Raw genomic sequence first — 21,752 nt, 5'->3', positions numbered from 1 at the left:
ATCTCAGTTCCGTGAACGGCCCCTGGACGGGGCACGCCGGGTGGAGGAGGCCGCGGGGATCATGACGGGGGCCGCCGCTGCGCTGCGGGCCCGGACCGAAGGGCTGGAGCCATGGGGCTCGGGGGCGGTCGGCACGGCGATGGCCGCCGTACGGGACCTCATGGGGGAGGCGTGCGCGCACCTGAGGGACAACCTGGTGGGGACGGGCGCGGCCAGGCGGGCGATGGCGGTGGAGGCTGGGCTTCGGCTGCTTGGTGTGTCCTGGCCGGACGAGGACGAGCAGAGCCGCCGTCATCCCTTGGCCATGGAGTCCAGCAACCAGTTGTAGCGCAGGCGCAGTGCGCGCTCCCAGCCGGCCGCAGCGGCACCGAGCGCGAGCGTGAAGTTGAGCCAGGCCGGCAGACGGATGGGTGAGGTGAAAGTCCCGAAGCGCTCAGTTACGGGGGGAATCTTGAAGGCCACTTCGATGAGCTGCGGGATGAGGAGAAGCAGTGGGATGACGAGCAGGATCAGCGAGAGGAAGCCGATCCAGCGGCTCAGTACGGGGTGCGCGCGGTCGAGGTGCGCGCGGCGCCCTTCGCTGGAGCTCCGGTCCGGGATGAGCTGGTGCTCGGTTCCCTCGTCGGTGACGTAGTGGCAGCGCTTGAGGCCGAAGGCTGACGACGCTACTTCGATCGTGCCGCCCTGGACGGGAAACGCGGCAGGGAGCTTGGACTCGGCGTGATGCTTGCCGTCGAGGTACAGGTGGGCTTTACCTTTGCCGTCGTCGGACAGGAACCGCTGCACATGGTTGACGTCGATGGCGTAGACCACCTGCCGGCCATCATCGTTCTTCAGCGGAAGATAGAACAAAGCCCGGGAAAGTGGCTGCCACCAGCGAAAACGTCTGAGTGAGCGTCCGTTTCCGGGCTGGATCCGTCGCACGGCTCGGCTTCTCCGCCATGCCTTGAACATCTCTGGCTCCAGATCATCATTCGGAAAGCGCTCGGCAACATCGAGATCGACCTGGCGAGTTGGGTTCTTCAACCATCAGCGGGGCCCTGGCAGGACCTTTCTCGGTGGCTGCGTTTTCTCCTGCCGCACTACTGGCCGCGCCGTCCGGCGTCGTGGACAGCGCCGTGTCGGGGTGTGTCGTCGTTCGCGTCCGTTGCCTGTTCGAGGAGGACGTTCAGGCGCTGCAGGACTCGTAGCTGTGCGGGGTTGTAGAGCTCCACCACCGCGTGGGCCATCGTGCTTTCGGCCAGCTCCGCTCCTCGTGGCGAATCAGCCACCGGGTCCTTCGACCACGGGTGCTCTTCCCGCATCCTGCGGACCAGCGGCAGAATTCGCTCGGCAAGCCGGTCGACCGTGGCATCGTCGGCGTCCGGGGAGAGGGCATCGAACTCGTCGCCGATGTCGTCGCGCACGGCGACTATCTGGCGGAATTCCTCCATTCCTTCCTCGCTGAAAAGCGTCGAAAAGATCATGAACAGGGACTGGTTCGTGTCGGAGAGGTCTTGAGAGAGGGGAGCGAGTTCGGGCGGCACATGCATCGGTGCGCGGTGACGCAAAATGACAGCCAGCTCCGCACGCACCCGATTGAGCCGTTCGACCGTCGCCGCCAGCTCGGCATCCAGAGCCCGGATCGCCTCGTCCGGCTCCTCGTCGGCCCGTCCTAGCGCCGCGACCTGGGACAGCGGCACTCCAAGATCACGCAACCGCTTGATCTGCAACAGCCGGATCAGGTGCGAGACCTGGTACTGCTTGTACCCGTTGGCCGCGCGCTCGGGCACATCCAGCAACCCGATCTCGTGGTAATGCCGAATGGCCTTCACCGTCGAGCCCGTGAGATCGGCAAGTTGCCGGGTGCTCCAGGCCATTCTCCGCCTCCCTCGTCGTCTGCGGCTGTGCGGGGGCCCCACGCCACGTGGCCCGTACGACAAGTCCACACCATGCCCCAGGGGCACAGTCAACGCGCACCCAAGCGGGGAGCGGAACGCCAGAAGTCGGGGCCGTGCGTGGCACTCCTTGACCGTGCCCCAAGGGCACGCTGTTAGCTCGTTATCGCAACCAGCACGACCAGGGGAGCTACATGATGCCTGGCCCTGCGGGTTCGTCGCGAGCCTGCTCGGCCCTCCGGCCCTTCTCCCCAGTTGACCATCACCTCCGACAATGGGAGAAGACACATGCCATGTCGCAAGAGACCGGCCGCAGTCCTGGGCGCCGCAGCGCTGACGCTGCTGCTCGGCGCCTGCGCCGGCCAGACCGCCGGCCAGACAGGCGGGCAGGCCGCTGGCCAGGCAGGCGGGCAGGCAGGCGGGCAGGCAGGCGGGCAGGCCGGCGGGCGGACCGGCGCGGCCGGCGCTCTCCAGGCCGGTCAGCAGCCCGCCTCCCGCGGCACCGGCCTGGACCGCTTCTACGGGCAGAAGCTGGAGTTCAAGCCCTGCGATCCGCACGTGCCGCCAGGCGTGCCGGCCGTCAAGGCCGAGTGCGCGCGCCTCAAGGTGCCGCTCGACTACCAGAATCCGAAGGGCAGGCAGGCGGAGATCGCGGTGCTGCGCGTGCCCGCGCGCGGCAAGGATCCGATCGGGTCGCTCGTGCTGAACCCCGGCGGCCCCGGCTTCCCCGGCACGGAGCACGCGGCCGTGACCGCCGCCGTGTGGGCGAAGTCGCCGATCACCGAGCGCTTCGACCTGGTCGGGTTCGACCCGCGCGGCGTCGGCGCCTCAACGCCGGTGCTCGACTGTTACACCGATGCCGAGCGCGACCGCGGCGCGAAGCTCTCCTCGATCCCCGCCGGCATCGACGACTGGACCAAGCAGGAGACCCGCCGGCTCGTCGAGCAGTGCGCCGAGCGCTCCGGTGGCATGCAGGTGCTCGCGCACGTCGGCACCCGCGACGTGGCGCGGGACATGGACGTGCTGCGCCAGGCCCTGGGAGATGAGAAGCTCACCTACACGGGCAGCAGCTACGGCACCCGGCTCGGCGCCGTGTACGCGGAGATGTTCCCCAAGAAGGTCCGCGCGCTGGTGCTCGACGGGGCGTTTGACCCCTACGCCGGCACCTACGAGCGACGCGTCCAGCAGGCCACCGGGATGCAGGCCTCGTTCGAGCACATGGCCGCCTCCTGCGCCACCCAGCAGAAGCAGGATTGCCCGCTCGGCACCGACCCCAAGCGCGCCACCCAGGTCTTCCAGAAACTCGTGCGACCGCTGATCGACAAGCCGGCCCGTACGTCCGACGGGCGCGGGCTGACGTACGAGCAGGCGGTCGAGGGGGTGACGGCCGCGCTGTACAGCAAGGCGCTCTGGCCGGCCGCGATCACGGGCATCGCCGAGCTGAAGGCCGGCAAGGGCGACACCCTGCTGAAGCTGCGCGACACGTACCACGGGCGGACCACCGACGGCGGCTACCCCAACTCGCTCGAAGCCACGATGACGATCAACTGCCTGGACGAGGAGCGCCACACGCCGAAGCAGGAGACCGCGCTGAACCGGGCGTGGTTCAAGGCGGCGCCGTTCACCGACCCCGGCCGTCCGTTCAAGGAGGCGCGGGACGGCTGCGAGCAGTGGCCCGTCAGGCCGACGCTCGGCTACCCCTACGCCACCGGCATCAAGGGCCTGCCCGACACGCTGACGGTCTCCGTCACCGCCGACCCCGCGACGCCGCACGAGGGCGGCATCAACCTGGCCAAGGCCCTCGGCGGCAGCCTGCTCACCGTCGAGGGCGAGCAGCACGGCGCCCTCCTGGCCGGCAACGCCTGCGTCAACGACGCCGTGGCCGCCTACCTCATCGACCTCAAGTCCCCGGCCGACGGGGCCCGGTGCAAGCTCTGAGCAGAACCCTGATCATCGAGAACGGCTGTCCGCCGGCTCCGCGCCTCCGGTGACCGTCCATGGATAGGGTGTGCTGGTGGGATTGTCTGGTACTTCTGGTGTGCGGGTGCAGTATTCCGTTTCGACGTGGCAGCAGCCCTGCCCGGCCCCGGCCTCGCCGGAACGCTCCGCGCTCGTGAGGCAGGTCGCCGAGCAGGTGCTGGCCCGCGGCGACGGGCGGGTGCTGGTGGGGATCGACGGGTTCACCGCCTCGGGCAAGACGAGCTTCGGGCACGAACTGGCCGAGGAGATCGTCAAGGCGGGGCGGCCCGCGCTGCGCGCCACCCTGGACGACTTCAAGAAGCCGTGGAAGGACCGGCACCTCTACGACCGCGAGTCGGGCGAGGGCTACTACCGCAACGCCTACGACTACGAGGCGGTCAAGAGGCTGCTGCTGGAGCCCGGCCGGTCCGCCGAGGCGGTGGCGTGTGCGCTGTGCGGCATCGATCCGCTGACGCAGATCGATCATTCCGGGACGACGACGCCGCTGGCGGCGGACTCGGTGGTGGTCGTGGACGGGGTGTTCGCGTTCCGGCCGGAGATCGACAAGTACTGGGATTTCCGGATCTGGATGGACGTGGACGCCGAGCTGTCGGTACGCAGAGGGGCCGAGCGCGACCAGGACTGGGCCGGGTCGGAGGCCGAGTCGATCCACCGGAACCGGTACCTGGTCGCCGAGCGCATCTACCTCGAGGAGGCCGACCCGCTGAAGCGGATGGACGTCATCATCGACAACACCGCCTTCGACCGGCCTCGCATCAGGTGAGCCCGAAGAGCGGCAGGCAGGGCTCCAGCCCGTCGATCCGTACGGGGACGGGGTCGGTGAAGTCGGCCCGGTCGAGGCGGAGGCGCTGCTGGACCGCCCGCTTGCCGCGTACCTCGTCCACGATCAGCCCGTCCGGCCGGTAGCCGAGCTTGCGGGAGACGCCCAGCGAGGCCGGATTGTCCAGGTACGCGCTGGAGACCGCCGTCAGGGCCCCGAGCCCCGTGAAGGCCAGGTGGAGGACGGCGGCGCGCATCTCCGTGCCGAGGCCCTTGCCCTGATGCGCGCGGCCCAGCCACGAGCCCGTGTGGACCTCGCGGGTGACGCGGAAGCCGTGCGCGGACAGGTCCTGGGTGCCGATCACCCGTCCCTCGTGGACGACGACGAAGTTGCAGCACCACCGCTCGGGCTGCCACCGCGCGATGACGCCGAGCTGGAACCGGACGACGTTCGCCGGCAGCTCGTCGGCGGGGGCGTCCGTCCACGGCACGCCGAACGGCATCACGTCCGGATCGTGCACGCCTTCCACGGCCCGGTCGGCCAGCTCGTCGAGATCCTCCAGAGAGGGCATGCGCAGCTCGAGGCGGGGCGTGGTGAGGCGGAGGTTGAACACGGGCCAGTGGCGCATACCGCGTCATTCCCCTAAAGCGTGGCTCGCCTGTTGCGGGCGGCTGGGGCCTGGTTTGCGCCAGTACGTGAGGAAGCGCAGGAGCCACTCCACGGGCCCGTACCGGTGCCTCTTGAGCCACCAGTGGCTGTAGAAGACCTGGCAGACGAAGACACCGAGCGCGATCAGCACCTCCAGCGGCGGGCTGACCCGGTCCACGAGCGCCAGCCCGTACCCGGTGAAGATCAGCGAGCAGATCAGCGACTGCGCCAGATAGTTGGACAGCGCCATCCGGCCCGGCGCCGCGAGCGCCCGGGCGATGCGCGGCATGTACGGCAGCAGCCGCAGGAACGTCGCCGCGTACGCGGCCGCCAGCAGCGGGGCCGTCACCAGGTCCACGGCCTCGCCCCAGAACTTGTGCATCGTGCCGTGCCAGGCCGACGTCGTGTAGACGAACGCGCCCGCGAGCCCGACCGTGAACCCGGTCCACTGCAGCTTGCGCAGCGTGCCCGTGTGGGCGGACAGGTCGCGCATGGCGCCCAGCTTGCCGACCGCCAGGCCGATCAGGCACGCCGCCAGCACCGCCGGGCCCTGGAACAGCACGCGGAAGACGATGATCAGCGACAGCTTCCTGAGGTGCTCGGAGATGATCTGCAGGGCGGAGGCCGCCAGCGCCGTGTCCGCCTTGGTGGCCTCCGCGGCCGAGTCCGCCACCGTGCCGCCCATGTCCAGGCCGAACGTGGCGAGCAGGGCCAGCAGCACGAAGCCGAGCGCGAGCATCGCGGTCAACATGACCGCCAGCACCACCGCGGCCTTGGGCCGGAGCTTGCGGAAGATCAGCAGGGCCAGGCCCACGGCCGCGTACGTCGTCAGGATGTCCCCGGGGAACAGCAGCACCGCGTGCGCCAGCCCGATCAGCAGCAGCCCGGCCAGGCGGCGCAGGAACATCGGCCCGAACGGGCGCCCCTGCCGCTCCGCCGAGTCGACCTGGAGGGTGAAGCTGTAGCCGAACAGGAAGGAGAACAGCAGGTAGAACTTGTTCTCCACCAGCAGCGTCACGGTGAACCGCACGGTCCAGTCCAGGGGGGACTGGAAGGCGGGCTCGGCCATCCCGGCCATCCGGTAGCCGGAGGCCAGGAAGGCGATGTTGACAACGAGGATGCCCAGGAGTGCGAAGCCCCGTAAGGCGTCGACGGAAGCGATCCTCGCAGCCGCGAGTCGTGCGTTCGGCATGACGGGGAGTGTCTCCTGTGTCCTCATATGGAGAACATCATCCCGCACAAGCTGAGCGTTTCCTGTGAATTCAGTTATTTTGTGCGATATAGATGAAGCGCTCGATGATCACTGCCAGCGCGATCACGAAGGCGGGCACGGCGAGGAAGATCAGGCGCTTTCTGGCCTTGCGCGCCCGGTTGGGGCCGTTCAGCCGGATGACCTCGTACGCGAAGAGTGAGACCCAGGTGACGGCCAGCGCGCCGATGCCCACGGGCGTCCACGGGGTGGTGGGGTCGCCGCGTCCCTTGTAGGGCTGAGGTTCGGGGATCTCGGTACCCCGGACGAACTTCTTCCAGGTGTACAGGGCCGCGTCCTCGTTGGAGAACACCCGCTTCAGGTCCGGCGAGGCGTCCAGCGCCGCGCGGAACTTCGTCCCCCAGTCCTCCGGGAAGCCCTCGTTGAGCTGCAGGTAGCTCACCTGCCCGCGGCTCACGATCAGGTACGAGTTACGCGGCTGCTCCTTGAGCGCCGCCACCGCGTCCGCGATCTGCGTCGGGTCCTTGTGCACGCGGGCCTGTACGCCGAAGTTGACCAGCTCGACGTCCTTCTCGCCCCACGGCAGGGTCGGCGTGACCTCCGGCCCCGTCTTGGGCACCAGGTAGAGCACCTTGGCGCTCGGCTTGTCGTGCTGGTAGACGTAGTGCAGCGCGGCCACCTCACCCGTGGTGACCCGCTCGAACTTCTCGTTGCCGTACCTGGCCAGCAGGAACGCGAACGCGAACAGCACCGCGAAGCACGCCGCGAGCACAACCGAGAGCTTCTTGGTGAGCTGCGGGTTGAAGCGCACGTTCCGCTTGCGCAGCGGCACGGTCTCCTCGCGCACGTCCGCGCTGTCGGCCGGCAGGTTGGGGAAGAACGCGTACGCGGCCAGCAGACAGGCTCCGGGCAGCGCGAACATGTAGATCCGCAGCCCGATCTCGCCGCCGTAGCTCTGCAGCCCCAGCGCCAGCACCGGCACGCAGAGCAGGATCAGCGCCGACCGGTCGAACACCCCGCGCCGGAACCGCCGGAACAGCCCCGTGGCCGCCAGGCTGAGAATCACCACGAGGATGCCGAGCCGCGCCTGCAGCACCAGTGCGTGCGCGGGGTCGCTGCCCTCGATGCGGTCGCCGGTGCTGTTGCCGATGTTCTGCAGGATCCGGCCGAAGCCGCCGAAGATGGCGCCGATCTGGCTGGACCAGAAGCCCACCGTCATGTAGCTGATCCAGGCCAGCACGAGCAGGCCGAGGAAGAACGGCAGCCCCCAGGTCAGCGACGTCCGCTTGAAGATGAGGAACGCCGTCACGACCCCGAGCATCATGAACGGGGTGATCTGGTGCGAGGCCACCGACGCGACGAACAGCGCCAGCAGCATCATCAGCATGAGCAGCTTGTCGGCCCGGTACGTGCCGGTGTTGGCCAGCTCGCCCGGGGTCATCGCATCCAGCTTGCCGAGCAGCTTGCGCAGGCCCTTGGGCGGGATCGGCTTCGTCCGCTGCTCGACCCGTCCGAACCATCTGAGCAGGATCGCGATGAACGCCAGATACAAGGCGAACGTGAAGCCCTGCGGCGAGAAGTAGTCCTGCCCGATCCACTGCACCAGCACGAACAGCAGCGCCGCGAACCACCGCGCCCGCGTGGTCGCCACGACCTGGCGCAGGATCAGTACGAACGGGAGCAGGTAGAGCAGGTTCGAGACGAGCGGCGTCCACTGCAGGATCGGCGTCAGGTCGGTGATCCCGGCGGCCTTCGTCACGAAGGCGAACAGCGCGAAGAAGCCCGGCCAGCCCATGCGGGCGTCGATGCTGATGGCCGACTCGCCGGTCCGGCTGATGAACTCCACGAAACCGGCATGGATGTAGGCCGTGGGGAAGCGCGGCGCCGTGGCCACCAGGGCTCCCGCGCCGTGCAGGGCGAAGGTGATGGCGGCGATCTGGAACAGCAGGAGGAACTTGCGGTCGGTGCTCTGGGCGACCGTGACGAAGAACGACACGATCATGATGAGGATCGCGATGAACGCCGTCGCCGGGAGGGCGGAGATCAGGCCCAGGCCGTCGATGTCGTCGGGGTCCACGCCGCGCAGGGGACCTGGGGCGACCTTGAGGGCCAGGATGTACATGACCAGGCCCTCGAGGACCAGCAGCACGGGCAGCCACTTGGGCGCACTGGCGACCAGCGCACCGATACGACCGCCGAGCGTGCGCGGCTTGCCGGGGGTGGGCTGGGGGGTCGCCTGCTGGGGTTGGGCCTGCTCCGTGGCGACCTGGGGGGTCGCGGTCTGCGGGGGTGCCGGGAGTGCCGTGGGTGGGGTGGCGGCGGGCATGGGCGAGGCTTGCTGCGGCGCCTCCACAGGCACAGCACCGGCCGACGCACCAGCGGCCGACGCACTGGCGGCTGTCCCGCTCGTGGCCGACCCGGTGGCCGAGCCCCCAGCGGGCGTCGCTCCGGCAGGCGTCGTTCCGGCTGCTGCCTCTCCGGTGGAGGGCGCCGAGGCGGGACGGACTATGGGCACAGGCACGGTCCCGGCAGCCGCAGTCTCGGTGACGGGCCGCTTGGCAGGCGTCTTCCCGGGCGCGGCGTCCTTGGAGGTGCCGGGCGCGGCGGCGCTGGGGGCGGCAGGGCCGGAGGCGGCGGCGTTGGAGGTGGTGGCGCCGGGCTTGCCGTCGGATCCCTTGGCGGGCGCCTCGGTCGGCGACGCGCCCTTGGCAGGCGTCTTGCCGGGCGCGGCGCCCTTCGCGGTGCCGGGCGTGGCCGTGCCGGGCTTGCCGTTGGGCTCCTTGCCGGGCGCGGTGGCGCTGGGCATGGTGGTGCCGGGTTTGGTGGCGGTGTCGGGCTTGGTGCTCGCCGCCTTCGCCGATGCGCCACGCTGCCCGTCGCCGTCGGCCCGCGTGCCATCGACGGCCTGCGGTCCGCTCGTCGGCTGCGACCGGAGGCCGGGCTTGGTGGCGGAGGTGTCGGCGGGGTCGGCGGGCGGGGCGGAAGTCGTCTGCGCCGGGGTGGTCACCGTGCCCGTCGCGTCCGGGTTGGCGGCCTCCTCCACCGTGGGCGGGCGCCCGATGTGCAGGGTGGCCGGCAGCCGGATCATCGTCGTCGTGTCCGAATCCGGCTCGGCGTCCTCCGAAGACGAGCCCTCCGAAGACGAGCCCTCGGAAGGCGAGCCCTCGGAAGGCGAGCCCTCGGAAGGCGAGCCTTCCGAACGCGAGCCCTTCGAAGACGAGCTCTCCGAACGCGAGCCCTCCGAAGGAGAAGCCTTCGAAGACGAGTCCTCCGAACGCGCGCTCTCCGAAGGCGCGTCCTCCGAAGGCGGGCCCTCCGGGGGAGCGGTGTCGAACGTCAGCTTCGGGATGACCCCGGTCGCCTCCGGATCGAAGGGCACGTCTGACTTCTCCTTCTCTCCGCGCACGTCCTCGCGGACCTCCGAGGAGCTTGCAATGCCATCGCCGTCCCGTTGCTTCACGTTGACCATCATGCGGCCCCGGACGACCCCTGGGTGACAACCGGCGTACGGGTTTCGCCGAACTTGAGAATTTTACGTAGATTCCCAAAGATCAAAACTGCCACGAGAATCTCGCTGAAGAGCAACCCGTACCCCACCGCGTTCACCCCGGCGTACGGGAACAGCGCGACGGTGGACACCAGCACGAGCACGGCCAGCCCGATCTGCACGGTCGCCAGCGTGCGGGCCCGGCTCTGCGCCCGCAGCGCGCTCAGGTAGACCTCGATCAGCACCCGCGGCAGCACGGCCAGCGACATCAGCCGCAGCAGCGTCGTGCCCTCCTCCGCGAAGGCCGAGCCGAAGACGGTCAGGATCAGCGGCGCCGCCAGGATCGCCACCGCGATGATCGGGGTGACGATCATGAAGGCCCGCCGCAGCGCCCGCCGGCAGTTCTCGGCCAGTTTGGCACGGTCGAAAGAGCCCTCGACGGTCAGCGAGACCGCCATGTTCATGGCCAGCAGCTCGATCATGCTCGCGAGCGTGTGCGCCATCGAGAAGCGGCCGAACGTGGCCTCGCCCACCTGCGTGGCGACCACCACGGGCACCAGGTAGACGATGCCGAGGATGGACAGCGTCCCGGGGAAGTCCCCAGCCAGGAACCTTCCAATTTCGCGCAGCCGGGGAGGCTCCTGCTCGGCGTTGCTCTTCTCCACGTGCCTGGGCACCACGACGGCGAAGATCAGCCAGTTGACGGGGATCAGCGCGAGCGCGGTGGGGATGACCCACGAGACGAAGATCCCGCCCGACGGCAGCGCGCCGGCCAGGGCGACCAGCAGCCCCATCTTGACGATGCCGAAGACCAGGTTGTTCAGGGGCACGAACGTGGCCCGCCGCAGCCCGGTCAGCACCACGTCCTGGAGCGTGAAGACGGCCCACACCAGCACGGACGCCAGGAAGAACAGCCCGGGCCAGAAGCCGCTCAGCACCGAGTACGTCTTGCCCCACATCGGCAGCGTCAGCAGGAAGCCGAGGGCCGCGACCCCGCCCGTGGCGGCGGCCAGGCCGTACCCGCGCAGGGCCAGCTCGGGGGTGCGGCGCCCGGCGACCGGCAGGAAGCGGGCCAGCGCGCCCACGAACCCCAGCGCCGTCAGCGACGCGAACAGCCGCATCGCCGTGATCACCGCCTGGCCGCGGCCGAACTCCTCCGGGGAGTAGAGGCGGGCGGCCAGCAGCCAGTAGCCCATGCCGAGCACGCCGGTGACCACGGTGTTCGCCATGAGCGCGTAGCCCTGGCGGAACAGCGGGTTACGGAGGTCGTGGAGGATCTTCCCCCAGACGCTAGACATTTCCGCGCACCCGCTGCAGCCCGTACCTCGTCCTGCGCACGACCGCGTACCCCTTGGTGAGGATGCGTTCGCGCAGGTAGATGAGGGGTACGGCGTTGCCTTCGACGGCGCGCTTGAACATGCTGATGGTCGTGTGCTTGCCGACCGTCAGCCGGGGGATGGCGAGCATGTCGTGCCGGTCGGCGGCGATCGTGTTGCTCACGGCGCAGGCGGCGAAATAGCCGGCCTTGCGAACTTCGCGGCGGACGCGGGCGCTGGAGTAGCCGTAGGGGTAGGCCATGGTGGCGACCGGCGCGCCGATCTTCTCCTCCAGCAGCCCCTTGTTCTTGCGCAGCTCCTGCCGCAGGTCATCGATGCGGAGCTGGTCGAGCTGCGGGTGGCTGTGGCTGTGGCCGCCGATCTCGATGCCGGTCTGGGCGATCTCGCGGGCCTGGCCCCAGGACAGCATGTCGTCCAGGGGCCGGCCCGCCGCGTCCTTGCCCGCGTCGGACACCCAGCCGCTGGTCAGGAAGACCGTGGCCGGGAAGCTGTAACGCTCGAGCAGGGGCAGGGCGTGGCTGTGGAAGTCGGCGTAGCCGTCGTCGAACGTCACCACGATCGGCTTGTCCGGCATCGAGCGGCCGGTGGTCTGGTTGAGCGAGGCCACGAGGTCGCCCAGGGTGAGCGGCGTGAAGCCGCTCTCCGACAGGTACGCCAGCTGCTCGGCCAGGTCCGAGGGCCGCACGGAGTGCGGCTTGGTCTCGTCGTTGGGCGTGTCGGTGACCGAGTGGTACATCAGGATCGGAATGCGGATCATGATCGTGCCGCCTTCAGCCGTACGGAGCCCACCACGTAACCCCAGGTCGTCCAGGCCAGCCCGATCACGATCGCGGCGGCCCGGCCGAGCCCGCCCACGTCGCCGCGGACGGCCTCGCCGACCCCGCGCAGCGCGCCGAGCGGCAGCGTCTTGAGCGCGTGGGCCCGCTCGCTGGCCAGCCCGTCCTGGGTGCCGACCTCCTTCGTCACCAGGGCCTTCGACAGCCCTTCCGCGTAGCACCTGGATCTGAAGTAGGCGAACCGCTCGCGCTGCTTGGACACCTTGTGCCCGATCACGGCGCGCGGCTCGAACAGCATGACCGAGCCGGGCTTGCGCTGGCTCAGCCGGATGCAGAACTCCGTCTCCTCGCACCCGAGTGGACGCGACTTGCGTCCCTGCACGCTGCGCCCGATGCCGCTGTGGAACCCGCCGACCTCGGACACGACGTCGCGCAGGAACGCGGCGTTGCCGCCCATGACGTTGCGGATCGGCGCGCGTACCTCGGGCATGCCGCGGTACGTGCAGCCGACCGTCCAGTCGAACTCGTACGGGAACCACCGCGGGCGCCGCCCGGACGCCCACAGCGGATCCGTGCGACCCCCGACGCCCACCACACCGGATTCCTGGAAGCCCTCCTCCAAAGCCTCCAGCCAGCCGGCGTCGGCGACCGCGTCGTCGTCGAGGAACGCGACAATCTCACCGCTGGCCGTGGCCACCCCGGTGTTCTTGCCCCCCGACAGTCCTTTCTCATGCGTGTTCTCCACCACAATGGCCTGCGGATACGCGCGCTTGAGCTTGAGGTGCAGGTCGGGGTTGTGGTCGACCACCAGGATCAGCTCGTGTGCCGGGCGGGTCTGGTTCTCGACCGACTCGATTGCCTGCCTGATGTCCTCCCACCGCTCGTCGGTGTAGACGCAGATGACAACAGACGTGTTCACAGCGTTCCTTCTTAAGCGACGCCTCGGTCAGCGGCGGGAGTGGCGGTCGGCTCAGGCTGAGCGGGAGCGGGCTGGCGACGCCACTCCCTCAGGATGGTCTTGAGCACGCGGAAGCCATCTCGTACGGCGTGCAGGTTGCTCTCGCCGTGAATGCGGTTGCGCTCGTGGCTGGGCACCTCGTGCACCTTCAACCCGGCCTTGGCCGCGCGCACGTTCATCAGCGTCTCCACCTCGAAGCCGTCGCAGTCGAGGTTGAGCGCGTCGAGGTGACGGGCCCAGAAGGCGTTGTAGCCGTAGCACAGGTCGGTGTACTTGGTGTTGTACATGACGTTGACTATGCCGGTGAGGATCTTGTTGCCCAGCCGCCGGTTCAGCGTCAGGTCGTCGCTGCCGCCGCCGGAGGCGTAGCGCGACCCCTTGACGAAGTCGGCGCCCGTCACCAGCGCGCCCACGAAGTTGATGATCTCGCGGCCGTCGGTCGAGCCGTCGGCGTCGATCATGACGATGATGTCGCTCGTGCACGCGGCGAAGCCGGCGGACAGGGCGTCACCCTTGCCCTTGCCGGTCTGCGTGACGATCTTCACGTTCGGCCGCAGCCGCTTGGCCACGGCGACCGTGTCGTCGACGGAGTTGCCGTCGACGAGCACGATCTCGTCCACCCACTGGGGGATGGTGGCGAAGACGTGCGGCAGGTTCTCGGCCTCGTTCATCGCCGGCACGACCACGCTGACCGTCGGTGAAATGGCCAGGTGGGGGGTGACGGGTGTGAAGCTCGAAGGGGGCGGCATCGACCGCAAGGGCGAGGTTTGCAGCTTGCCGTTGTGCTTGGCTATCTCGGGACTCATGGCGAGGGAAATCCTTCCGGGACCCCGCCCTGCTGCGGTCCGGTCGCGGCCATCCCCGGGTGCTGCGGGAATGGCGAAGCCGGTGAACGGTGCATTGAAGGGTCCTGTGCTGTGAGGGTGTCTGGCCGGGACTTGGGAGTGCTCAGCGCGCTCCCGTTGGTTCTTTGACTACTCCGTTGGGTGACTCCTGCTGCTGCATGGAGGTGCGCACCCGACCGAAGCCCTTGAGGACACGGTCGGCCGCCCTATAAAGAGACGGTCGGTCCATGACAATTGTTCGGGCTTTGTTGAAAGGAGTTCGGCCCATCCAGTGAACGGCCGCGGCGGCGGACGGTCGCGAGATGCGGCCTTCGGCAACGTACAGGACCCCGCTCTTCAGCCAGTCTTTGTACTCCTTGCCGCCCTTGCCCATGTCCACCATGTGCAGGCCGTCGTTCGCGGCGGCCTCGGCCATCTGCAGATGATGGACGATGCCCGGCGAGTAGCGGCCGAACTCGGTGTCGTAGGCGGGGAACCACCCTACAAGCGTGGTGGCCGTGCGTAGGCCGAAATGTCCGGCAACCGGGACGTCTCCGGCATAAAGCATGGTCAGGACGCCCGCGAAGTCCGATGACTTTTCGGCATGCATCATGTCCGTCAATTCGACGATCCACGGCTGGGCGAACCTGTCCACCCGGCCAGTTCTCCGATACTGGTCGGACTTCCAGGCCAGCAGCGTGCGGAGCACCTCGGGGTCGGCCGAGGCCCACTCGAAGCGCAGCTCACCCTGCTCCCGGCCGAGCTTGCGCTCCTTGTAGCGGACGGTCTTGAGGTTCTTCGGGGAGTTGGTCTTCACCTGCTCGATCCAGGCGTCGTACCCGGCGGTGAAGTCCATGACCGGCGCAGGTCGGACATCCTGCTCGTACGGGGCGAAAGTGGGCTGACCCGCCACAAGATGGTCGAAGTCGAACACGCTGAGCTTGCAGGCCCGCAGCAGGGCCTTGGCGTCGAGCTTCAGATCCGGGCCCGCGATCAGGCCATGGCACGTGGTGAGGAAGCCGCCGAGCGGCTTGCCGATGCCGAAGCTGTGCCGCTCGTACGGGAAGAACCCCACGATGCCGCTGCCGTCGGAGATGACCGCCACCCTCACGTAATCGCGCAAGCGGTCCATCGCCACGGCGAACTCGACTGACAGGAACGGGTTGTCCAGACTCGGGTCGGCCTTCTGCAGCTCCCGCCATCGTGCCCGCTCGGAGTCCCCGAGCTCTCTGGGCCGAACTACCTGGATGTTCACCTGGCCCCCTGTTGGGTCTGCATGCTCTTCCCCCGGTACAACACGCGAAGCACGTACATGAACCCTCCGAGCACGGCGACCGTCGCGACGCCCGCTCGGGGCGACCACGCGCCGAAGAGCAGCATGGCCTGAGCGAGGAGCACGTTCAGCACGAGACTTGCCGCGGCTCCTACTGATAGTGCGGCAAGGGGGTCACGATCACGCAACAGTCCCACCACTGCCGCCCCTGGGACGACCAGAAGGAACAGAGAGATCAAGAACGGGCGCAGCGGTGTCTCTATGTCGAACAGTGCGACGACCGCCCCCGCTATGCACGCGAGCGCCACCACCCAGGTCAGCGCCCTCCGGTGCTTGAGCATCTCCCTTTTCTCTCCTGCTTCTGCTGGTTAAAGCACGATTGATCGCAGTTCATGGGACCAATCCGCGCCAGGACACGTCAATGCCGACGCTTGAGGGCGCATCCCGGTTTACCGGCAGGCAAGAATTTCTCGTGTGACGTTCAACACACGGTCAAGTGACTCCGGCCCGGACGTGACCCCCAAGCACACCAGAATGCCCTATGTGACCGAGGTTCTTCGAGCCAGGGTCCGATTTATCCGGGTTTGTTGGCAAGAAAAGTTGATCTACTCTCGCTTGGCGTCCGTTTTACCCCTCCAGCGTCTCCGTATTCTCGGCTGACACGGTCACGGAGGGTGACGGAGTGGGTTCGCTGGAGTTGGTCGGCTCGTCGGTCGGGTCGGCCGTCTCGGGCCCGTCGCCGTCCCAGGACAGCGAGCAGCTGGCGCTCCCGCCGTTCGACGTGAACGCGACGCGGCCGCGGCCGGCGGCGTTCGGGTCGACGATCGTGACCCAGATCGCCACCGACCCGCCCGCCTTGATCGACCCGCTCGCGGGGAACACGTCCAGCCCCTGCGAGGCGGTCGCCACCCACGAGACCGCGGCGTTGCGAGCGCCGAGGCCGATCTTGGCCGCGCCGTCGATCGCCTTCGGGCAGGTGGTGCGCAGGCGGGCGCCGGGCACGGCCCTGCGGCGGGTGGGCGTCGGCCCGGCGGCGTGCCGGGCGCTCGGCCGCTCGACCGGCGTGGCGCGGGTGCTCGGAGTGCGGCTCGGGGTCGGGGTGGGAGTGGGGTCCGGCGTGAGCTCGTCCTCTTCCGGCGAGGGATCGGGCGTGGGGCTCTCCTCGTCCGGGTCGAGCGAGACGGCGGGGGCGGAGGGGGAGGGCGCCGACCGCAGGGGAGTGCCGGTCGAGACGTCGCGGCCGTTGATCACGACCATGGCCCCCGTCGCGGCCAGCACGCACGCGCCCGCCAGCAGCACCGGCGCCAGGCGGCGCGGCCTGCGCCGCCGCGAGCGGCTCTCGACGGCCACGGGGAAGCCGGTCCGGTCGAAGCTGTCACCGCGATCGGTGATCAGGGTGCGGGTCTGGTCGCGCTCGGGGTTGACGCACGTGTCGATCACCCGGCGGCGCAGCGAGATGGGCGGGAACGCGATCGGGACCAGGTCCAGGAGCTTGGCCGCCGAGACCTGCCGGTGCCGGCCCTCGGTGCACACCTCGCACCCGCCGATGTGGCCCGACAACCTCCGCCGCAGCAGCGGGGTGAGCGGGCCCTCGCACCCGTCCAGCATCGCCGACAGGTCGGGGCAGTGCGCCCGGCCCGTCCTGGCCAGCAGCACGGCCGCGGCGGCGTTCTCCAGATGGTCGCGCGCCCTGGCGAGCCGGCTCGCCACCTGCCGCGAGGTCAGCCCCAGCACCGCGCCGACCTCGGCCGGGGTCAGCCCGTGGCGCAGCGACAGCTCCAGGACCTCCCGCTCGTTCTTGCTCAGCTCGCCCAGCGTCTCGTGGACGAGGTCGGTCAGCTCGGGGTCCTGCTGCGCGTCGAGCTCCGGCAGCGGCACGCCGTCCACCGGGGTCCGGTGCGACATCCTGGCCCGCACCTGGAACCTGGTCAGTGCGTACAGCCAGGCCCGCATCCTGGCCGGCTCCTTCAGCCGGTGCACGCACCCCTGCGCGGTGACCAGGGCGTCGTGCACGGCGTCGGCGGCGAGGTCCTGGGCGAAGGAGGCGGCGTAGTCGTGCAGCCGCTCGCCGTAGCAGTCGTACAGCTTGGCGGGAGCGTCGGTGTCCGCGCGCCGCAGAGCCTCGACCAGCTCATGATCCTCGGCACGACCGACGGACGGCCATCCAGGCACGAATTCCTCCCCCGCGGGTAGAACGGGCACTCAAGCCCCACGCGGAGAGGACGCGGCCTCACTCTGACGGGTTCGCCCCTTATGCCCATCCGGCATAAGGGTGCACCTTGAACGACTCTCAGCCGTCGCAGCCCGGCATGCAGAGGCGGCGTTCCATGCCTTGGAGGAAGAAGTCGCGCACCTGCAGGACGTTCTTGGCGATGTACGCCTCGCCGCCCGCGGCCTTGGCCAGGGCGTCCATCTGCTCCTTGCCCTTCTCGGCCTCCGGGCCGAAGGCGATGAGCAGGATGCTGATGGGCCGCTTCGGGTTGTAGGTCTTCTTCAGGAACTGCAGGATCTCGCTGTTCTTGACGCCGCCGTCCGGGTCGTCGTTGCCCGCGCCGTCCGTCAGCACCAGCAGCGTGTTGATCTTGTCTTCCTGGTACGTCTTCGTCAGCTGCGTGTACGCGGCCTTGATCGTGTCGTTCAGCCCGGTGTCGCCCGTGGCCTTGGCCTGGATCGAGGCGAACGCCCGCCCCAGCATGTCCTTGCGCAGCGTGCCGTTGACCGACTCGCTGACCGGCCCGAGGGAGACGAGCTCCTTCCAGTCCTTGCCCTGTCCGTCCAGATGCGTGGAGAACGTCCACAGGCCCAGCTCGGAGTCGGCGGGGAACAGGCCCAGGCCCTCGGTGGCGATCTTGTTGATGGCCTGCATGCGGGTCATGCCCGTACCGGGGACCGGCAGCGCCATCGTGCCCGAGACGTCGAGCAGCGTGAGCAGGCGGCTGCCGAGGTTCAGCCGGGACCAGGTCTGCACCATCCTGGCCACGGTCTTGCCGTCCGGCGGCTCCAGCGCGGTCGGCGTCTCCTGCTTGAAGCCCTTGTCGGCCGCCAGCGCGTCGCCCGCCTTGCCGTCCGTGCTGCGGAAGCCCGCCTCACGCAGGGTCTTCTTGGCCGACTCCGTGGCGAGGTCCTGCTTGAAGTCCGCCGCCGCCTTGAGCACCGCCGCGTCCTTGGTCAGGACCGTGACCGGGTAGTCGAGGTTGAGCGTGCCTTCCTTGGGATAGAGCGCGACCACCGGCGCTTCCGGCTTCTTGGCGTTGTGGGCGTAGATGGCCTGCTCGGAGGTGACGCCGATGGGCACCCTGCTGCCGGACTTCACAGTGAGGCTGGCCAGCAGCGCCGTGGGGTCGGAGGCGAGCTGGCCCGACAGCTCCTTCATCGCGCCCACCAGCGCCTTGTCCAGCCCGGCCTCCTTCGCCGTACCGGCGGCGGCCAGCAGCGCGGCCAGCCCGGCGGAGTTCTTCTGCGGGTCGAGGGCGAGGACGCGGACCTTCTTGCCCGGCCCGTCCACGTTGGCCACGTTCGCGGCCGAGATCATGGCGGCCCAGCTCGGCTGGAGGGCGCCGCTCAGCTTCGACGCGAACGACTTGGCCGTCGCCAGCACCACGGGCGAGGTCGCGATCGAACCCTCGATCTGCGGCAGGGCCTGGCCGGCCGGGGTGTTGCGCAGGCTCTCCATGAGGAGGCTGGAGTCGGCCACCCAGAAGTCCGCCTTGGCCTTGCCGGCGGCCACCGCGTTCGCGGTCCTGGCCGCGGCCTCCTTGGCCACCGTCACTTCGACGCACTTGCTGTCGATCGAGTGCATGGCCTTGTTGTAGTTGCCCGCGATCTTGTTCAGCGCGGGCTGGATGTCGGGCGTGGCGACGACCCGCAGCGCCAGCTTGCCGCCCGAGCAGTCGTGGTCGCGGTTGAAGATCACGAACGCGGCGACACCGAGGAGCACGGCCAGCGCGACGGCGCCCGCCAGCGGTACGAGAACCCTGCCGCGGCCGTTCGACCTTCTGCGGGCAGGGGGTTCGTGCGCTCTGTATCCGCCATCAAGCTCGTCTGTGCGGTGTCGCCCCACGATGTCCTCTTAGGTGTGCTTGAGACCTTCCGGAGACCCTAGCGGGAGATGCTCCGCAATACTCCGGGAACGATACTCGGTGTGGCGAGTGCGGGAAAACAGCCCTTTTGGTGCGGTGATTACCCTGTGTGGGCGGTGTTGGCCGCGTGCGTGACGGTTTATGGGAGATATAGCTAATGGCAGCACTCATTGCCGTGCCACGCCCGGCTTCCCTCCCGTACGGCGACCGCCGCCAGCGCCACCGCCACGACCGGATCGACCCACCACCACCCCAGCGTGTTGAGCCACAGGCTGACCAGCACCCCCGCGGCCATGGCCGCGCAGATGAGGTTCTGCGTCCCCTCGCCGGAGGTGGCCTGGGACGCCAGGCGTGCCCCGAGCCGCCGCTTGGCGATCCCCAGCGCCGGCATGCTGACCAGGCTGAACGCCGTCACCACGATCCCCAGCACGCTCGGCGTGGCCCGGTGCCCCGCGTCCAGGTCGTGCGCCACGTGCAGCACGAGGTACGGCGCGAGCAGCCAGAAGCTCACCGCGACGGCCTTCCTGGCGGTCTTCTCCGCGCTCGGCGAGAGCGTGCGGGCGCCGGTGAACCGCCACACCACGATCAGGCTGGCCGCCGCCTCCACGAACGCCGACAGCCCCCAGCCGATCAACGCCAGCGAGTGGGCCGCGAAGCCGGCGGCCAGGCCGAGCGTGCTTTCCACGCTCAGCCAGGCCAGGGTGGCCACGGAGAGCGACCGGGCGGCGCGGGCTGCGCGCAGCCAATCTGCTGACGCGGCCGGACGCTCATGAATCCGCTGGTCAGGCACCATGACCCCTCGCACTCCCGGCTATCCGGCCGTCGACAGCGATATGTACCGTACCCATTACAGACAGTAGCGTAGTTTCGTCCGGGCAAAGAATGGTCAAGCTTGCCCGCATAATGAGCGGTGATCGCCAGGTCGCGAAGGTTGCCCGGAACGCCGAGGGAGGGCCGGTTGCCGTTCACGCCCAGCCATATGGCCGCGATGGTGCCGCTGATTTCGTCACAGCGCGTACGCAGGTTCGCCGACCCGTGGGCGATGGCGTTGGGGGCGATGGTGCCCGATCTGCCGATCTTCCTGCCGTTCCTGCCCGACTACGGCAACTGGCACTCCTGGCTCGGCGTCGTCACCATCGACCTGGCCGCCGTGCTGGTGCTGCTGCCGCTCTTCCACGGCATCTTCAGGGACCCCCTGATCTCGCTGCTCCCGCCCTCGCTGGCCGGCCGCGCCGCGCTCCTGGCGCCGTCCCGGCTCCGGCTGCTGCCCATGGTGGCCGGGGGCGTGATCGGCGCGGCCAGCCACGTCCTGTGGGACTCCTTCACCCACTCCACCGGGCCCGTGGAGTGGGGCGACTGGCTGGCGGTCTCGGTTCTGGGCGTGATCAGGCTCTTCCGGCTGCTGCAGTACGTCTCGTCCGTGGTCGGCCTGGCCGTCGTGGTGTGGTGGGCCTGGCGCCGGCTGTCCCGGATGGCCGCGGCCCCCGTACCGGAACGCCTGCGGATCAGCCCGCGCGTGCGCGCGGCCGTCATGGCGCTGTGCTCGATCGGCACGGTGGCCGGAGCGTTCCTCTGGCCCCTCGTGGACGAGCCCGTCCCGCACCTGGGCCTGCCCAGCGTGATCACCAAGACGGGTGCCGGCACGGTGATCGGGTTGTGCCTGGTGCTCGCCTGCTACGCGGCGGTCTGGCAGGTCAGGCGGCGCATGGCAGTATCGGAAGGTGCTTGAGTACGTAACCGACGCCGACGACCCCCGCCTGACCGACTACACCCGGCTTCGGGACGTGGAACTGCGCAAGAGCCTGGAGGCGTCGCGCGGCCTGTTCCTGGCCGAGGGGGAGAAGGTGATCAGGCGGGCCATCGGCACCGGCTACCCGATCCGCTCGGTCCTGACGACGCGCCGCTGGCTGGCCTCGCTCGAGGACGTCCTGGGCGACGCGACCGTCTACGTGGTGAGCGACGAGATCATGTCGGGCATCGCGGGCTTCCAGGTGCACCGCGGCGCCCTCGCCTCGATGGAGCGCCTGCCGCTCCCGGCCGTCGAGACCCTGCTGAAGGGCGGCGCCCGGCGGCTGCTCGTGCTGGAGGACCTGGTCGACCACTCCAACATCGGCGCCATCTTCCGCAGCGCCGCCGCCCTGGGGGTGGACGGGATCGTGCTGTCGCCCCGGTGCGCCGATCCGCTCTACCGGCGGGCGGTGAAGGTGTCGATGGGGGCGGTGTTCTCGATCCCGTACGCGCGGATGGACGACTGGTTCGGCGGGCTGGCGCAGCTGAGGGAAGCGGGCTTCCAGACCCTGGCCCTGACCCCTGACCAGGCGGCCACGCCCCTGGACACCGTCGAACTGGCGGAGCGGGTCGCGCTGCTGCTCGGCGCCGAGGGCGACGGGCTCTCCTCCCACTGGCTGCACGAGGCCGACCGGGCGGTGTGCATCCCGATGAGCCGGGCGGCGATGGCGGCGGGCGTCGACTCGCTCAACGTGGTGGCCGCCGCGGCCATCGCCTGCCACGGGTTGATGCGGTCCGCGGGCTGATTGAGTCGG

The 21,752-nt window shown here is 69.3% G+C and carries 19 protein-coding genes and 1 pseudogene; 5 read left to right on the top strand and 15 right to left on the bottom strand.

What is annotated here, in order from left to right:
- Positions 1-61 precede the first annotated feature (61 nt).
- Positions 62-328, top strand: a complete 267-nt coding sequence (locus HD596_RS02950) for a hypothetical protein (RefSeq protein ID WP_185067762.1) — start codon at positions 62-64, stop codon at positions 326-328.
- On the opposite strand, the gene HD596_RS02945 is transcribed toward HD596_RS02950, so the two are convergent.
- Entirely contained in the window at positions 292-954 is a 663-nt protein-coding gene (locus tag HD596_RS02945; protein WP_185078252.1) for a hypothetical protein, read from the bottom strand. The genes HD596_RS02950 and HD596_RS02945 overlap by 37 nt on opposite strands.
- Before the next feature lie 128 nt (positions 955-1,082).
- Positions 1,083-1,859, bottom strand: coding sequence for a helix-turn-helix domain-containing protein (locus HD596_RS02940; RefSeq protein WP_185067761.1), 777 nt, complete (start codon positions 1,857-1,859; stop codon positions 1,083-1,085).
- 306 nt (positions 1,860-2,165) lie between these two features.
- Between HD596_RS02940 and HD596_RS02935 the strand changes: the two genes are divergently transcribed.
- On the top strand, positions 2,166-3,815 hold the full coding sequence (locus HD596_RS02935) for an alpha/beta hydrolase (protein ID WP_185067760.1): 1,650 nt from the start codon (positions 2,166-2,168) through the stop codon (positions 3,813-3,815).
- Between the two features lie 106 nt (positions 3,816-3,921).
- Complete coding sequence (locus tag HD596_RS02930; protein ID WP_313042461.1) at positions 3,922-4,620, top strand: nucleoside/nucleotide kinase family protein; 699 nt, start codon at positions 3,922-3,924, stop codon at positions 4,618-4,620.
- Here the strand turns inward: HD596_RS02930 and HD596_RS02925 are convergent.
- From HD596_RS02925 to HD596_RS02865, 13 genes and pseudogenes are all read right to left on the bottom strand, one after another.
- Positions 4,613-5,245: a GNAT family N-acetyltransferase gene (locus HD596_RS02925; RefSeq protein WP_185067759.1), complete on the bottom strand. Its 633-nt coding sequence runs from the start codon at positions 5,243-5,245 to the stop codon at positions 4,613-4,615. The genes HD596_RS02930 and HD596_RS02925 overlap by 8 nt on opposite strands.
- Positions 5,246-5,251: 6 nt before the next feature.
- The gene (locus HD596_RS02920) at positions 5,252-6,457 is read right to left on the bottom strand and encodes a DUF418 domain-containing protein (RefSeq protein WP_185067758.1); all 1,206 of its coding nucleotides are present in this window, start codon (positions 6,455-6,457) and stop codon (positions 5,252-5,254) included.
- Positions 6,458-6,527: 70 nt separating this feature from the next.
- Entirely contained in the window at positions 6,528-9,563 is a 3,036-nt protein-coding gene (locus HD596_RS63495) for a hypothetical protein (RefSeq protein ID WP_185067757.1), read from the bottom strand.
- A pseudogene (locus tag HD596_RS65535) lies at positions 9,560-9,736 on the bottom strand (pentapeptide repeat-containing protein); the annotation flags it as partial. The pseudogene HD596_RS65535 and the gene HD596_RS63495, both read right to left, overlap by 4 nt.
- A 207-nt stretch (positions 9,737-9,943) precedes the next feature.
- On the bottom strand, positions 9,944-11,260 hold the full coding sequence (locus HD596_RS02905; protein ID WP_185067756.1) for a lipopolysaccharide biosynthesis protein: 1,317 nt from the start codon (positions 11,258-11,260) through the stop codon (positions 9,944-9,946).
- A complete protein-coding gene (locus HD596_RS02900; RefSeq protein WP_185067755.1) occupies positions 11,253-12,056 on the bottom strand; it encodes a polysaccharide deacetylase family protein in 804 nt (267 codons plus the stop codon). Before HD596_RS02900 ends, HD596_RS02905 begins: the two co-directional genes overlap by 8 nt.
- Positions 12,053-12,994 (bottom strand): glycosyltransferase family 2 protein, encoded by a 942-nt coding sequence (locus tag HD596_RS02895; protein WP_185067754.1) that lies wholly within the window; start codon positions 12,992-12,994, stop codon positions 12,053-12,055. Before HD596_RS02895 ends, HD596_RS02900 begins: the two co-directional genes overlap by 4 nt.
- An 11-nt stretch (positions 12,995-13,005) precedes the next feature.
- The gene (locus tag HD596_RS02890; protein WP_185067753.1) at positions 13,006-13,839 is read right to left on the bottom strand and encodes a glycosyltransferase family 2 protein; all 834 of its coding nucleotides are present in this window, start codon (positions 13,837-13,839) and stop codon (positions 13,006-13,008) included.
- Positions 13,840-13,981: 142 nt separating this feature from the next.
- Complete coding sequence (locus HD596_RS02885) at positions 13,982-14,989, bottom strand: GNAT family N-acetyltransferase (protein WP_246555614.1); 1,008 nt, start codon at positions 14,987-14,989, stop codon at positions 13,982-13,984.
- Between the two features lie 119 nt (positions 14,990-15,108).
- A complete protein-coding gene (locus tag HD596_RS02880; protein WP_185067751.1) occupies positions 15,109-15,471 on the bottom strand; it encodes a hypothetical protein in 363 nt (120 codons plus the stop codon).
- A gap of 286 nt (positions 15,472-15,757) precedes the next feature.
- Positions 15,758-17,302: an RNA polymerase sigma factor gene (locus HD596_RS02875; RefSeq protein WP_185067750.1), complete on the bottom strand. Its 1,545-nt coding sequence runs from the start codon at positions 17,300-17,302 to the stop codon at positions 15,758-15,760.
- 118 nt (positions 17,303-17,420) lie between these two features.
- Complete coding sequence (locus tag HD596_RS02870) at positions 17,421-19,190, bottom strand: substrate-binding domain-containing protein (RefSeq protein WP_313042455.1); 1,770 nt, start codon at positions 19,188-19,190, stop codon at positions 17,421-17,423.
- A gap of 173 nt (positions 19,191-19,363) precedes the next feature.
- Positions 19,364-20,002, bottom strand: a complete 639-nt coding sequence (locus tag HD596_RS02865; protein WP_185067749.1) for a cation diffusion facilitator family transporter — start codon at positions 20,000-20,002, stop codon at positions 19,364-19,366.
- 165 nt (positions 20,003-20,167) lie between these two features.
- On the opposite strand from HD596_RS02865, the gene HD596_RS02860 reads away from it, so the two are divergent.
- Entirely contained in the window at positions 20,168-20,938 is a 771-nt protein-coding gene (locus tag HD596_RS02860; RefSeq protein WP_185067748.1) for a DUF4184 family protein, read from the top strand.
- A complete protein-coding gene (locus HD596_RS02855) occupies positions 20,931-21,743 on the top strand; it encodes a TrmH family RNA methyltransferase (RefSeq protein WP_185067747.1) in 813 nt (270 codons plus the stop codon). The genes HD596_RS02860 and HD596_RS02855 overlap by 8 nt, the downstream gene beginning before the upstream one ends.
- Positions 21,744-21,752 lie beyond the last annotated feature (9 nt).

Source organism: Nonomuraea jabiensis, assembly GCF_014204795.1.
Lineage (GTDB): Bacteria > Actinomycetota > Actinomycetes > Streptosporangiales > Streptosporangiaceae > Nonomuraea > Nonomuraea jabiensis.
Note: the sequence above shows the minus strand (reverse complement) of the source record. Positions and strands in the feature narration are given on the sequence as shown.